A 13,855-nucleotide genomic window follows, 5' to 3' on the forward strand; every position below is an offset into this window, starting at 1 on the left:
CGCCGGGCTCGGCGCCGCGGCCGGCACGACGGTCGGCGCGGGCGCCGGGACCGCCGGCGGGGCCGCGAGCGGCGCGGCGGACGGGGGCGCCGACGCCACGGCCACGACCGGGTCCGGTTCCGCGGCCGGCGGAGGGACGACCGTCACGGCCGGCGCCGTCCGCAGGGGCCGCGTCAGCGGCACGGGGACGATCACCGGCGGCATCCCGCCGGGCATGCCGAGGCGCCGGCGCGGGCGCGGGCGTACCGCCAGGCCCGGTCCGCGGAACGCCGCGATGTCGAGTACTTCTGCTGCCACGCCTGTTGGACACGCTTCCCCCCGTGAGGGTTGTACGCGCACGGCGCCGATCTCGGCGGCATCCCACCTGCCCGCATGCGCGAAAACACCCCTTACCCCGTTTGCCCTGCATCCCGCCGAACCGCGGCGCGCCGACCGGCGCGCCGCCGCGCGGCCCGCCGATGGAGCGACTGTTGAAGACGCACGGCGACCCCGTCCGGTTCCGGCGGACGGTCGCGAATTTCGCTCATCCGTACGACGACGATCTTACAAAGGCGCAGCCCAGCGCGCGGTGTGATCTGTGCCCCTCGGTAACGATTCCCCGGGGACCGGCGCGGTGTCGAGGTCCTGCCGGGAAACACCCCGAAACACGGACCGGCCGCCACGACGGGTGGTCGTGGCGGCCGGTCGGCGACGCGTGGAGCAGGGCGCGCCTCAGCGGCCCCGTGCTCCGGGAGGGTTCAGCGCCCCGTCCCCCCGTAGACGACGGCCTCGGAGGTGTCGCTGTCCAGGCCGAACGCGGTGTGCACCGCGCGCACGGCCTCGACGACGTCGTCCGCGCGGGTGACGACCGAGATGCGGATCTCGGAGGTCGAGATCAGCTCGATGTTCACGCCGGCGTCCGAGAGCGCCTCGAAGAACGTCGCGGTGACGCCGGGGTTGGTCTTCATGCCGGCGCCGACCAGGGAGATCTTCGCGATCTGGTCGTCGTAGCGCAGCGAGTCGAAGCCGACCGCGTCCTTCGTGCGCTCCAGGGCGTCGACGGCCTTGCGGCCCTCGTCCTTCGGCAGGGTGAAGGAGATGTCGGTCAGGCCGGTGGACGCGGCGGAGACGTTCTGGACCACCATGTCCATGTTGATCTCGGCGTTCGCGATGGCGCGGAAGATCGCCGCGGCCTCGCCCGGCTTGTCCGGCACGCCGACGACGGTGACCTTGGCCTCGGAGGTGTCGTGGGCGACGCCCGAGATGATGGCCTGCTCCACGGTGTGTCCCTCCGGGGGTGTGTTGCTGACCCAGGTGCCCTTGAGTCCCGAGAAGGACGAGCGCACGTGGATCGGGATGTCGTAGCGGCGGGCGTACTCCACGCAGCGGTGGAGCAGCACCTTGGACCCGGAGGACGCCATCTCCAGCATGTCCTCGGACGGGACCCAGTCGATCTTCCGGGCCTTCGGCACGACCCGCGGGTCGGCGGTGAAGACGCCGTCGACGTCGGTGTAGATCTCGCAGACCTCGGCGTCGAGGGCGGCGGCCAGCGCGACGGCGGTGGTGTCGGAGCCGCCGCGGCCGAGGGTGGTGATGTCCTTGCTGTCCTGGCTGACGCCCTGGAAGCCCGCGACGATCGCGATGTTGCCCTCGTCGAGGGCGGTCCGGATGCGGCCCGGCGTGACATCGATGATGCGCGCCTTGTTGTGGACGGAGTCGGTGATGACGCCGGCCTGGCTGCCGGTGAAGGACTGGGCCTCGTGGCCCAGGTTCTTGATCGCCATGGCGAGCAGGGCCATGGAGATCCGCTCGCCGGCGGTCAGCAGCATGTCGTATTCCCGGCCCGAAGGCATCGGGGACACCTCGTTGGCGAGATCGATCAACTCGTCCGTCGTGTCGCCCATCGCGGAAACCACGACGACGACCTGGTGGCCGTTCTTCTTGGCTTCGACGATCCTCTTGGCGACCCGCTTGATGCCCTCGGCATCGGCGACGGAGGAGCCTCCGTACTTCTGCACGACAAGGCCCACGTGCGCTCCTCGATCAGATATTCCTGCGGTCGGCTCAGTCTAGCGAGCGGCCGGGGAACGCCCCGGTCGTCTCGCGAGGTGAGATGTCCCGCCCACCTCGCGACCACCGGTTCGCTCCCCGGCCGCTCCGGACGGCTACCTGCCCCGCCCCGGAGGGGACCACTCCACATCGTGTCGGGGCTCACACGCCGCAGGTGAGAGGGGTACGGGGTCGGGTCGGCGGTCCGTGCGGGAGCGCGCGGCGCACCGTGGCCGTACGTCCGCGGTCGGCGCGGGCCCGGGCGCGCGGCCGGCGGGTGCGGGGGCGCAATCCGACGAAACGCCCTCCGGGACGGCTGCCGCACCCGCATCGACATCCGGATGTCACACGCGCACAACCCAAGGGGTGCCTCGGCCGTCGAAGGTGGTGCTCCGCGCCGCACGTTCCGCGTATCCGAGACACGAGGCCATGAGACGACCCACCGCGCCCGATGCCGCACCGCCCCGCCGCACGTCGTCGCGCCGGGCGGCCGCCGGGGCCCTCCTGCCCGGCCCGCGCATACGGTGGCGGCTCGGGCTGCTCGCCGTGACGGGGCTCGCGCTGTGCGTGCCGCTCGGCTACGGGGCGCCGGTCGCGGCACCGGTGGGGCAGCCGGCGCAGGACGGCGTCGTGGCGCTGGGCGGGGCGTCCGCCGTGCCGGTGCCGGAGCGGTCCTTGTTCGCGCTGTCGCCGGTGGGCGGGCCGCCGCTGCCCGAGGTCGCGGAGGCCGCGCCGAGCGGCACCGCGGAGCCCGAGCCGCCGGCCGTCACTCCTGACGAGGCCCTCGCCGCCGCGCTCGGCGAACTGGGCCCGCACACCGGCCGGTTCGCCGTCGGCGTGACGGACCTGACCACGGGCACCACCGTCCACAGCGCCCGGCAGGGCGAGCCGTTCGCGACCGCGAGCACCGTCAAGGTCGACGTGGTGGCCGCGCTGCTGCTCCAGGCGCAGGACCGGGGGCGCGGGCTGACCGCGGAGGAGCGCCGGCTCGCGGAGGCGGCGATCCGCGTCAGCGACAACGAGGCGACCCACACCCTGTGGGCGAGGATCGGCCGCCGCCCCGGCCTCGACGCGGCCGATGAGCGGCTCGGGATAGCCCGCTCCCGCACCGACCCCGGCGCGTCCTGGGGCGTCACCCTCACCACGACCCGCGACCGGATCGCCCTGCTGCGGGCGGTGTTCACCGACGACTCGCCGCTGACCGCGGCCTCCCGCCGCACCTTGCGGGGGCTGATGGCGGAGGTCGTCCCCGACCAGGCCTGGGGCGTCTCCGCGGCCGGCACCCGCCCGGCCCTGAAGAACGGCTGGCTCCCGCGCGACGCCACCGGCCTGTGGGTCGTCAACTCCACCGGCCGCGTCGAACGCGACGGCCACACCCTGCTCGTGACCGTCCTCAGCGACGGCCACCCCGCGATGGCCCCGGGCGTCGGCCTCGTGGAGGAGGTCGCCGAGGCCGCGGCGGCGGCCGTCGTGGAGGCCGGCTAGCGGGCCGGGCGCAGGCCCAGGTGGATGCCGAGTTCCTCGGCCATCACCTTGCCGGCCTCCTCCTCCAGGGTGAGGCCGTCGTCGGAGAGGGCGTCGTCGGTGTCGAGACCGTTGAGCTCGGGCAGGGGCTGGTCCAGGCGGATGTGCGAGACCAGCGACTGCAGGGCGCGCAGGCAGGCGGAGGCCGTGGAGCCCCAGTTGGAGAAGTAGGAGAACTGCCACCACCACATCGCCTCGGTGGTGCGGCCGGCGCGGTAGTGGGCCATGCCGTGGCGGAGGTCGGCGACGATGTCGGCGAGGTCGTCGGAGATCCGGGCCGGGACGGCGGCGGTGCGCGGCTCGTAGGGGTCGAAGACCTCGTTGTAGACGTCGACCGGCTCCAGCATCACGGCGAGCCCGAGGCGCATGTCGTCGATGTCGGGCTCGGGGCCGAGGTCGGGCTCGTAGCGGTCGGCGGGGAGGATGTCCTCGTGGGCGCCGAGGCGGCCGCCGGCGAGCAGGATCTGGGAGATCTCCAGGAGCAGGTAGGGGATCGCCGCGTCGGGGTCGTCACCGCGGGCGATCTCGGAGACGGCGAGCAGGAAGGACTCGACCTGGTCGGCGATCTGGACCGCGAAGTCGCCGGGATCACCCAGGTCGTCGCGGTCGGGCGCGGCGCCGGACGGGTCGGCGACAGGACTCAGCGGTGCGTCATGACTAGACATCGAGCAACCTTCTCCCCTCGAAGGCACGACCCAGCGTGACTTCGTCCGCGTATTCCAGGTCTCCCCCGACGGGGAGTCCACTGGCCAGTCGGGTGACCTTCAAACCCATGGGCTTGATCATGCGGGCGAGGTACGTCGCCGTGGCCTCGCCCTCCAGGTTCGGGTCGGTCGCGAGGATGAGCTCGGTGACCGTCCCGTCGGCGAGCCGCGCGAGGAGCTCGCGGATGCGGAGGTCGTCGGGGCCGACGCCCTCGATGGGGCTGATCGCCCCGCCGAGCACGTGGTACCGGCCCCGGAACTCCCGCGTCCGCTCGATCGCGACGACGTCCTTGGGCTCCTCGACGACGCAGACGACGCTCAGGTCGCGGCGCGGGTCGCGGCAGATGGTGCACTGCTCCTGCTGGGCCACGTTGCCGCAGACCGCGCAGAACCGGACCTTGTCCTTCACCTCGAGCAGCGCGTGCGCCAGCCGGCGGACGTCCGTCGGCTCGGCCTGCAGGATGTGGAAGGCGATCCGCTGCGCGCTCTTGGGACCGACGCCGGGCAGCCTGCCCAACTCGTCGATGAGGTCCTGGACCACGCCTTCGTACACGGAGCGCCTTTCGCCGTACTGCTTCTTCGGGTCACGGTAGTTGGTCGCCGTGTGCGGGAGATAGCGGCGCACGCGACCGATTCGAGCGCCGGGGGGAAGTTCCCGGTGCCGGGTCGGGGTCACCTCGGGGTGGCCCCTGAACCGGAGGCCCGGGTCCGCCCCGAGCGCCCCCTAGAACGGCAGTCCGGGCATCCCGCCGCCGCCGAGCCCCTGCGCGAGCGGGCCCAGCTTCTCCTGCGCCAGCGCGGACGCGTTCTCGTTCGCGGCCTGGACCGCGGCGACGACGAGGTCGGCCAGCGTCTCGGTGTCCTCGGGGTCGACCGCCTTCGGGTCGATCACGAGGGCCCGCAGCTCGCCGGAGCCGGTCACCGTCGCCCGCACCAGGCCGCCGCCCGCCTGGCCCGACACCTCGGCCTGCGCCAGTTCCTCCTGCGCGCGGGCGAGGTCCTGCTGCATCTTCTGGGCCTGCTGGAGGAGCGCTTGCATGTCGGGCTGGCCACCACCGGGGATCACGGGTCACTCCTCAGCGCCCCGGTCGGGCCGGGACAGGTCGGGGCATGGACGTTTCGGGTCTCGCGGGCCGCGCAACGGCCTCAGAACTGAGCCTACGTGGTGTCCCACGCCCGCGCGCCACCACTCTTTCGAGTGACGTCCGACCAGGCGCGACGCGGCCCTATACCTGATCACGGGCGCCGAGCGGGTGTACACGGCGCCGAAGCGGGATCGCGCCCACCCGTTGGGCGGTAGGAAGGGGGGTCGTGCCACCGGGGCCGCTGGGCGCCGGGGCGGCGCGGAGCCATGCCAGGAGACCGGGAAGCGCAGTTAGGGAGTGCTGGGTGAGCCAGCCGGAGATGCAGCCTCAATTCCCCGAGGACCCCGCGGACGTCGACGCGCGGCCGGGCGGGACGGCGGCGCGGCGGCCGGCCGGTTCCGCGGGACCGGAACGTGCCCCCGCCCACCTCGCGCACCTCGGTGACCTGGGCGTCCGGCCGTTCCCGCTCGGCGACTGGGGCGAGCCGGCGGAGCGGCTCGACGAGCTGTACCGCTGGGTCGAGGGCAACGCGCTGCGCACCGCCGCCTGGTACCTCACCGACCGGCGGGGCAAGCGCCGGGCCGCGGCGGCACTGCGGGCCGGTACGGCGGCGGGCGCGCTCGCCGGGGCGACGCTGCCGCTGCTCGACCTGGCCGGGGCGCTGCGGGGCGCCGCGGCGTACGGCTACCTGGCCCTGGTCCTGGCCGCCGCCTGCCTGGCCGGCGACCGGTACTTCGGCCTCACGGCCGGGTGGATGCGGGACGTGGCCACCGCGCAGGCCGTGCAGCGCCGGCTGCAGGCGCTGCAGTTCGACTGGGCGTCGGAGTCCGTGCGCGAGGTCCTCGGGCCCGCGGACGGCACCGCGAGCGAGGCGGCCGAGCGCTGCCTGGGCGTCCTGCGGCGCTTCTCGGAGGACGTCACCGAGCTGGTCCGCGCCGAGACCGCCGACTGGATGCTCCTCTTCGGCGCCGGCGCCTCCCCGCTCCTCCTGCAGACCGGCGGCCTCCCCCACGCCCGCGGCGACGCCGCGCCCGCCGCGGGCCGCCTCCACCTCCACCCCGGCGCCCGCCCGAACATGCCGCGCCAGCGCCCCCCGGAGACGCCCCGGTAGTCCCCGCGCTGCCATCCTGGGCGCATGAGCACAGACGAGCGGGACCGGGACGCCGCACTCGCCGAGGTGGCACGGCTGCGGGACGGGGAGCGGCTGGAGGAGGCGCGCGAGCTGCTGCTCGGGCTGAGCGCCGCGCACCCCGACGACGGCGGGATCGCGTACGTGACGGCGTGCGTGCACGACCGGATGGGGCTTGAGGCGGAGGCCGTCGGGTTCTACGAGCGGGCGCTGCGCGGCGGCGGTCTCGACGACGAGGACCGGCGCGGGGCGCTGCTCGGCCTCGGCAGCACCCTACGGGTCCTCGGACGGTACGAGGAGGCCGTGGCGACGCTGCGGGCCGGCGTCGCGCGGCACCCCGACGACGGCGGGCTGCGGACGTTCCTGGCGATGGCGCTGTACAACACCGGCGGGCACCACGAGGCGATGGGCGAGCTGCTCACGCTGCTCGCGGCGACCAGCTCGGACCCGTCCGTGCGGGAGTACCGGCGGGCGATCGAGTTCTACGCGCGGGACCTCGACGCGACGCAGTGAGCGCGTCGAGGTCCCACCGAGGACCGCCGGCTCAGCCGGCTCAGCTGAAGATGATCATCGAGCCCTGGCCGAGCGCCCGCGTGGCCGCCGCGTGCAGGCCGAGCCACACATGGCGCTCGCGGGTGAAGGGGTTGTCGTCGTACGCCGTCGGCCGGACCTGCTCCTCCAGCGCGGTGGGGCCCTCCGGCGGGGCGGGCGCGGCGGGCGGGTTGGCGGGGTCGATGCCGAGGTCCGGGGCGACGAACTCCAGCTCCCGCAGCAGGCCCTGGGCGGAGCCCAGCGGGCCGCCGCCGGCCAGCAGCTCCTCGTTCGCCAGCGGCGTGCGGAAGTCGACCGGGACGTACGCGCCGGCGTGGTCGTAGTGCCAGACCAGGTGGGACTCCATGGCGGTGGACTCGAACATCTCCAGCAACTGCTCGTAGTCGCCGCCCAGTTCGTCCACCGGGGTCACCGCGAGGCCGCACAGCTTCAGGAGGTAGGCGCGGCGCAGGAAGTGCAGCGCGTCGTAGTCGAAGCCCGCGACCGGTGCGACGTCGCCCGACAGGCCCGGCATGTACGCGAAGACGGGCACCGGCGGCAGCCCGGCCTCCCCGAGCGCCTTGTCGTAGGCGGCGATCTCCTCGGCGAACGGGTTGTCGGGGCTGTGGCACAGCACGTCGACGAGCGGGACCAGCCACAGGTCACAGGCCAAGGGGCGCTCCTTGCGGTGGGACGGCTTCGGCGGGACCTCTCAGCGTAGTCCCGCGAACGCGGCCGGTCAGTCCCCTGGTTGCGGTCTGCCCCGGGGGCGGGGACGGCAACCTCCGGCCGGCGGCCGCCGGGCGGTGTCCGGGCGCTCAGGCGCGCAGGCGGGACGGGAGGGCGAGGGCGTGGTCGCGGTGGGAGTCGACGAGGGCGCGGGCCGCGGCGTCGTCGCGGGCGGCGACCGCGGCGGCCAGCGCGCCGTGGCCGCGCCACAGCAGGTCGCGCATGTCGGGCGCGTCGCGCAGGTAGGGCACGACGCAGACCCACGCCTGGACGCCGAGGCGGTGCAGGAAGTCGCCGAGGTAGGGGTTGCCGAACAGCGCGGTCAGCTCGTACCAGAAGCGCAGGTCGTAGCCGACGAGCACGGCGAGGTCGCCCGAGCAGGCCGCCCGTTCCGCCTCCTCGGCGCGGCGCCGCACCGACGCGGTCCCGGCCGCCGCGGCCTCGCTGATGCCGTCCACCGCGATCTGCCGGAAGACGCCGTCCGCGACGAGCGCGCGGGCGGCGATCATGCTGCGGTACTCGTCCCAGGTGACCTCGTGCACCCGGAAGCCGCGGTGCTGGACCGAGTCGAGCAGCCCCTGCGCGGAGAGGTCCACCAGCGCCTCGCGGACGGGCGTCGCCGAGACGCCGTACAGCTCGGCGATCTCCTTCACGGTGAACTCCTGGCCCGGGAGCAGCCGCCCCGCGAGCACCTCGTCGCGCAGCGCGTCGGCGATCTGCTGGCGCAGGGTGCTGCGGGTCACGGCCGTGCCGCGGGTTCCGGTGCCGCGCATGGAGGCCTTTCGAACAGCAACGGACAGCAACGATCAGGATCGGACGCAGCTGCGGGTCCGGACCAGGGTAAGCGGTGGTCCGGTCCAGTGCCCACAGCTGCGTCGCGCTGCCGTCCGGGGCGTCAGACCGTGTGCTCGTCCGCGACGGAGAGGGCCGCGTCGAGGGCGGCCAGGCCCTCCTTGGCCTCGGCGTCGGTGATGTTGCAGGCGGGGACGACGTGGGTGCGGTTCATGTTCACGAAGGGCCACAGGCCGTTCGCCTTGGCCGCCGCGGCGAACGCGGCCATCGGGGCGTTGGCCTCGCCGGTCGCGTTGTAGGGCACCAGCGGCTCGCGGGTCTCCCGGTCGCGGACCAGGTCGAGCGCCCAGAACATGCCGGTGCCGCGGACCTCGCCGACGGACGGGTGGCGGGCGGCGAGCTCGGCGAGGCCGGGGCCGATGACGTCCGCGCCGAGCCGGGCCGCGTTCTCGACGACGCCCTCCTCGTCCATCACCTGGATCGTCGCCACCGCCGCCGCGCAGGCCAGCGGGTGGCCGGAGTACGTCAGGCCGCCGGGGTAGGGGCGGCGGGCGAACGTCTCGGCGATCTCCGGGCCGATCGCGACGCCGCCGAGCGGCACGTAGCCGCTGTTGACGCCCTTGGCGAAGGTCATCAGGTCGGGGACCACGTCGAAGTGGTCCGCGGCGAACCAGGCGCCGGTGCGGCCGAAGCCGGCCATCACCTCGTCGAGGACGAACACGATCCCGTGCGCGTCGCAGAGCTCGCGGACGCCGGCGAGGTAGCCGGGCGGCGGGGTCATGATCCCGGCCGTGCCGGGGATCGTCTCCAGGACCACCGCGGCGATCGTCCCCGGGCCCTCGAACGCGATCGTGTCCGCGAGGTGCTGGAGCGCGCGCTCGCACTCCTGCGCCTCCGTCTCGGCGTGGAACGGGGACCGGTAGAGGAACGGGGCCCAGAAGTGGACGACGCCCGCGGAGCCGTTGTCGTTCGGCCAGCGGCGCGGGTCACCCGTCAGGTTGATCGCGGTGGACGTGCCGCCGTGGTACGAGCGGTACGCGCTGAGCACCTTCGGGCGGCCGGTGTGCAGCCGGGCCATCCGGGTCGCGTTCTCGACCGCCTCGGCGCCGCCGTTGGTGAAGAAGATCTTGTCCAGGTCGCCCGGCGTCCGCTCCGCGATCAGCCGAGCGGCCTCCGAGCGGGCCTCCACGGCGAACGCGGGCGCGAACGTCGTCATCCGGCCGGCCTGCTCCTGGATCGCCCGCACCACCTTCGGGTGCTGGTAGCCGATGTTCGTGAACACCAGGCCGCTGGTGAAGTCGAGGTAGCGGTTGCCGTCGTAGTCCCAGAAGTAGGCGCCTTCCGCGCCGGCCACGGGGAGGGGCTCGATCAGGTCCTGTGCCGACCAGGAGTGGAAGACGTGCGCGCGGTCGGCGGCGCGGACGGCCGCGCCTTTCGCGGGGTCGGGGGTGTTGGCATGAGGGGTCATGCGGGGAGCGTAGGAGTTCGCAGCTCGGCCCGGGTATGGGCGTCCTGCCGGTGGGTGGGGGCGCGGGCTCGACGGAGTGTCGGGGGTGGGGTGTCGTGGGGGGCGCGGGGGGGGTGGCGCGGGGGTTCCAGAGGGTGGCTTCGCCGCTGCGCGGCTTGGCCGGCGGGAGCGGGAGGGGTCCGCCGCTGCGCGGCCTGGGCGAGGGGGGCTTCGCCGCTGCGCGGCTCGGGCGGCGGGAGCGGGAGGGGTCCGCCGCTGCGCGGCCTGGGCGAGGGGGGCTTCGCCGCTGCGCGGCTCGGGCGGCGGGAGCGGGAGGGGTCCGCGGCTGCGCGGCGTCGCGGGGGAACCTGCCGCTGCGCGGCGGGCTCGGTCCCCGGCGTGCGCCGCGCAGACGGGGGTGGGGGCGGCCCCTTCAGGGTCGCCCCCACGGTCGGGCCTTAGCGGTCGCGCCACTCGCGGATCAGGTCCGCGAGGAGCGCGAGGAGTTCGCGCAGGGAGGGGAGGCCGCGGTCGGTGACGTCGACGCGGACGATCTGCGGGTCGTGGTCGCTGGCCTGGTCGGCGAACTCGGCGTTGATGTGGACGACGTCGTAGTCGTAGGACCGGATGCCGGGGCTCGTGAGGATGTGGTCCAGGGTCTGGGAGTTGCCGTCGAAGACGTAGCTGTAGCGCTCGGCCTCCGGCAGCGTCGCGATGAGCGGGGTGAGGACCGTGCCGCCGCCGCTGAGGACCTCGACGGTCTTCGAGAACTCGAAGTCGTTGATGTCGCCGAGGACGACGACGCGCGCCTTCTTGTCCGCCGCCTGCAGCTCGCGGACGAACGCGTTGACCTCCGCCGCCTGTTGGTGTCGCTTGGTCTCGGAGGAGCGGGTCGGCTCCTGGTTGCGGCCGTGGAGGGGCTCGTCGCCGCCCTTGGAGCCGAAGTGGTTGGCGACGAGGAAGACCGACCGGCCGCGGAAGGTGAACTCGCCGACGAGCGGCTTGCGGCTGTCCGCCCACGCCGGGCTCGCGGGGTTGATGCGGCCGGGCGAGGCCGAGAGCTGCGGGCCCTTGCGGGTCTTCACGACCGAGACGGGCGTGGACGCGTCGCCGCCCGCGCGGTCGACGAACGACACGCGCTCCGGGTTGAACAGGTACGCCAGGCGGATGTTGCCGCCGGGCTCGCCACCGTCCTGCTTGTCGGCGGGGGCGATGTAGCGCCAGGAGTAGCGCGGGCCGCCGGCCGCGACGATCGCGTCGGTGAAGCGTTTCAGCGTCGCCTCGGACGTCACCGTGCCGTCGTCCGTCGCGCCGTTGTCGTCCTGGATCTCCTCCAGGGTGACGATGTCGGGCGAGGCGAGGTTGACGGCGACGCCCTGGGCGAGGCGGTCGAACTTGCCCTGCTCGTCGAGCGCGTCGAGGTTCTCCACGTTGTACGTGGCGACCGCGAGCTCCTTGGACTTCTGCTTGCGGGTGACCTCGCGCTCCAGGCCCTTGTCGACATGCGCGCCGAGCGTGGTGGCCTGCAGGCTGTAGCCGCCGAAGGAGGCGTAGTCGACCGGGCCCTCGGTGGTGCCCGAGAGCACGTCGCCGACGTTCGCGGCGGGGATCGGGGCGCCGGTCTCGTCGAGCGACATGACCTTGATGCGGCCGGTGTTGGGCGTGTCGTACCCGTAGCGGGTGCCGCCGCGGACGGTGGGGTTCTCGGCCGGCTTCGAGGTGACCCAGACCTCCTTGTACGGGGTGGTCGGGCCGACGACGCGGGCGTCGGAGATCCGCGCGCGGACGCCCTCGACGGACTCGTAGAAGTCCAGGGCGTAGACGGTCGGTTCGAGGGGCAGGCCGTCGATGCTGCCGCCGGGCGCGGGGACGTACTTCGCCGGGACGCTCGACGGGTCGAGGACGACGGCCTCGGGGAGCGGGTTGCCGCTGCTCAGGACGGTGGTCGTCGGGGAGCCGATCTGGGTGAGCGACTGGACGTTCGCGTTCGCCGCGTACTCGGCGACCGTGCCGCTGACCAGCACGCTGTCGCCGGCCTTGACCGTCAGCGGGCCGGAGCCGGTGTAGACGAAGAGGCCCTCGCTGGTGCGGGCGTCGGCGTCGGGGGCGGTGTCCTGGATCCAGAAGCCCTTGGAGCCGGTGGTGCGCACGCCGGTGACGATGCCGGGCACGGCGGTCACCTTCTGGCCCTTGAGCGGGGAGACGCGGGTGGTGCCCTGGATGTCGTGGATGCGCACCGGGCCGGGCTCGGTGGGCTCCTCCGGCTCCTCGGGGCCGCCACCGCCGGACGTCTGGCCGGCCGCGTTGACCGGGGAGGGCGTCCCGGCCTTCAGGTCGGCGGCGTTGTCGTCGGTGTCGGCCAGGTTCGCCGCGCGGGCCACGGAGGCGGTGTTGCTCGCGCCGGTCGCCGGGCCGGAGCCCTCGCGGACGACGGCGCTGCCGAAGCCGACCAGGTCGACGATCCGGCCCTCGGCCGCGCAGTCGGCGGCGTTCAGGCAGGTCAGGGGGGCGGTGCCCTGCACCAGGGCAACCGTTCCGGAGGTTGCGGAGAGCGCGAGGCCGCCGGTCGCGTCGGGCGCGGGCAGCGCGGCCGTGCCGCCGGTGCCGGCGGCCTGCTGCACCAGGTACGTCTTCCCGGGCGCGATCGCGCCGGTCAGCGGGGTGACGCCCCAGCGCGAGGTCGGGGACGGCGAGCCGGAGAGGTACTGCACGCTCAGGCCGGAGACGTCGAACGGCGCCGCTCCCGCGTTCGCCAGCTCGACGAAGTCGTGGGTGAGGGTGGCACCGGAGTTGCCGCCGCCCCCGTAGACCTCGGAGATCACGGCGGTGGCCGAGGGGGCGGCCTGCGCGGCGGGCAGCCCGGTCAGGACCACCGATCCGGCGAGGACGGCGACCGCGACGGCGCGGCGGCGGGTGCGTCTGGGTATGGCGTCGGGCACGAGGGTTCACTCCTTCGGCGCGGGACCGCGGCGCCCCTGTCCGGTCGTCCGGCGTCCCGCTCGCGGGGCAAGTCGGCTCAAGTTACGCGCGTAGAAGGGGAGTCGACAAGGGACGGGACGTAAATTCCGGGTGTCTTCCGGACGGTGGCGGGAGGGGTCGCGAGGGTCGGTATCTCTTGACAGCATGCTGTCGAAATGACAGAATGCTGTCATGGCAACGAACAGCACGACCTCAGGTTCCGAAGCCCGCACCGACGCCGGCCGGACGGTGTACGTCGCCGTCTACGACACGTTCGCCGACTGGGAGACGGGGCACCTCACGACCCAGCTCGTCGGGAACGGCTACACCGTGCGGACGGTCGGGCCCTCGCGCGAGCCGGTCACCACCATGGGGGGTCTGCGGGTCCAGCCGGACCTGGTGCTGTCCGAGCTGAGCCCGGCCGACGCGGCGCTCCTCGTCCTCACCGGCGCGTCGCTCTGGGACGCGGGCAGCGGCCTGGACGGATTCGCGGCCAAGGCGCGGGAGTTCACCGAGGCGGGCGTCCCGGTGGCCGCGATCTGCGGGGCCACCCTGGGTCTCGCCCGCGCGGGCCTGCTCGACGGGCGCGCGCACACCAGCGCGGTGTCGTTCTACCTGCTCCAGGCGGCCGAGCAGGGTTACGGCGGCGCCGCGTCGTACGTGGAGGCCGACGCGGTGACGTCCGCCGACCGCCTCGTCGTCACCGCGGGGCCGACGGAGCCCGTCGCGTTCGCGCGGGAGGTCCTCGGGGTGCTCGGCGTGTACGACGCGAAGGTGCTCGACGCGTGGTACCGGCTGCACCACGACTCCGACCTGGCGGCGTACGAGGTCCTGGAGGCCGCCGGTGTTGCGTGAGCGGCCCGCGCGGGAGGGGTCCGCGCGGGAGGCCCGCGCCCGGGTGCCGTCCGGGCGGGACGGGGCCGCGCGG

General features: G+C 74.1%; 12 protein-coding genes. 4 read left to right on the forward strand and 8 right to left on the reverse strand.

The genetic code is table 11. The features are described from left to right. Positions 1–737: 737 nt before the first annotated feature. Positions 738–2,009 carry an aspartate kinase gene (locus tag ACFWEG_RS01595; protein WP_387207950.1) on the reverse strand — a complete coding sequence of 424 codons (1,272 nt, stop codon included), beginning with the start codon at positions 2,007–2,009 and terminating at the stop codon, positions 738–740. A gap of 448 nt (positions 2,010–2,457) precedes the next feature. Between ACFWEG_RS01595 and ACFWEG_RS01600 the strand changes: the two genes are divergently transcribed. Further along, positions 2,458–3,513, forward strand: coding sequence for a serine hydrolase (locus ACFWEG_RS01600; RefSeq protein WP_387207952.1), 1,056 nt, complete (start codon positions 2,458–2,460; stop codon positions 3,511–3,513). Here the strand turns inward: ACFWEG_RS01600 and ACFWEG_RS01605 are convergent. The 3 genes from ACFWEG_RS01605 to ACFWEG_RS01615 form a co-directional block, all read right to left on the reverse strand. Continuing rightward, complete coding sequence (locus ACFWEG_RS01605; RefSeq protein WP_387207954.1) at positions 3,510–4,217, reverse strand: DUF5063 domain-containing protein; 708 nt, start codon at positions 4,215–4,217, stop codon at positions 3,510–3,512. The genes ACFWEG_RS01600 and ACFWEG_RS01605 overlap by 4 nt on opposite strands. Further along, complete coding sequence (gene recR, locus ACFWEG_RS01610; protein ID WP_387208035.1) at positions 4,210–4,809, reverse strand: recombination mediator RecR; 600 nt, start codon at positions 4,807–4,809, stop codon at positions 4,210–4,212. The genes ACFWEG_RS01605 and recR overlap by 8 nt, the downstream gene beginning before the upstream one ends. Before the next feature lie 171 nt (positions 4,810–4,980). After that, positions 4,981–5,322 (reverse strand): YbaB/EbfC family nucleoid-associated protein, encoded by a 342-nt coding sequence (locus ACFWEG_RS01615; RefSeq protein ID WP_387207956.1) that lies wholly within the window; start codon positions 5,320–5,322, stop codon positions 4,981–4,983. 323 nt (positions 5,323–5,645) lie between these two features. Between ACFWEG_RS01615 and ACFWEG_RS01620 the strand changes: the two genes are divergently transcribed. Next, positions 5,646–6,452, forward strand: coding sequence for an SLATT domain-containing protein (locus tag ACFWEG_RS01620; protein WP_387207958.1), 807 nt, complete (start codon positions 5,646–5,648; stop codon positions 6,450–6,452). Between the two features lie 24 nt (positions 6,453–6,476). After that, complete coding sequence (locus tag ACFWEG_RS01625) at positions 6,477–6,983, forward strand: tetratricopeptide repeat protein (protein ID WP_387207960.1); 507 nt, start codon at positions 6,477–6,479, stop codon at positions 6,981–6,983. Positions 6,984–7,023: 40 nt separating this feature from the next. Here ACFWEG_RS01625 and ACFWEG_RS01630 read toward each other — a convergent pair whose 3' ends face one another. The 4 genes from ACFWEG_RS01630 to ACFWEG_RS01645 form a co-directional block, all read right to left on the reverse strand. Continuing rightward, positions 7,024–7,674 (reverse strand): hypothetical protein, encoded by a 651-nt coding sequence (locus ACFWEG_RS01630; RefSeq protein ID WP_387207962.1) that lies wholly within the window; start codon positions 7,672–7,674, stop codon positions 7,024–7,026. A gap of 145 nt (positions 7,675–7,819) precedes the next feature. After that, the gene (locus tag ACFWEG_RS01635; protein WP_387207964.1) at positions 7,820–8,503 is read right to left on the reverse strand and encodes a GntR family transcriptional regulator; all 684 of its coding nucleotides are present in this window, start codon (positions 8,501–8,503) and stop codon (positions 7,820–7,822) included. A 122-nt stretch (positions 8,504–8,625) separates the two neighbouring features. After that, complete coding sequence (locus ACFWEG_RS01640) at positions 8,626–9,990, reverse strand: aspartate aminotransferase family protein (protein WP_387207966.1); 1,365 nt, start codon at positions 9,988–9,990, stop codon at positions 8,626–8,628. Positions 9,991–10,427: 437 nt separating this feature from the next. Further along, positions 10,428–12,842, reverse strand: a complete 2,415-nt coding sequence (locus ACFWEG_RS01645; RefSeq protein WP_387208037.1) for a lamin tail domain-containing protein — start codon at positions 12,840–12,842, stop codon at positions 10,428–10,430. Positions 12,843–13,119: 277 nt separating this feature from the next. Here ACFWEG_RS01645 and ACFWEG_RS01650 point away from each other — a divergent pair, with 277 nt between their 5' ends. Next, positions 13,120–13,782: a DJ-1/PfpI family protein gene (locus tag ACFWEG_RS01650; RefSeq protein ID WP_387207968.1), complete on the forward strand. Its 663-nt coding sequence runs from the start codon at positions 13,120–13,122 to the stop codon at positions 13,780–13,782. Positions 13,783–13,855: the final 73 nt, after the last annotated feature.

Source organism: Streptomyces sp. NPDC060194 (assembly GCF_042728285.1).
Lineage (GTDB): Bacteria > Actinomycetota > Actinomycetes > Streptomycetales > Streptomycetaceae > Streptomyces.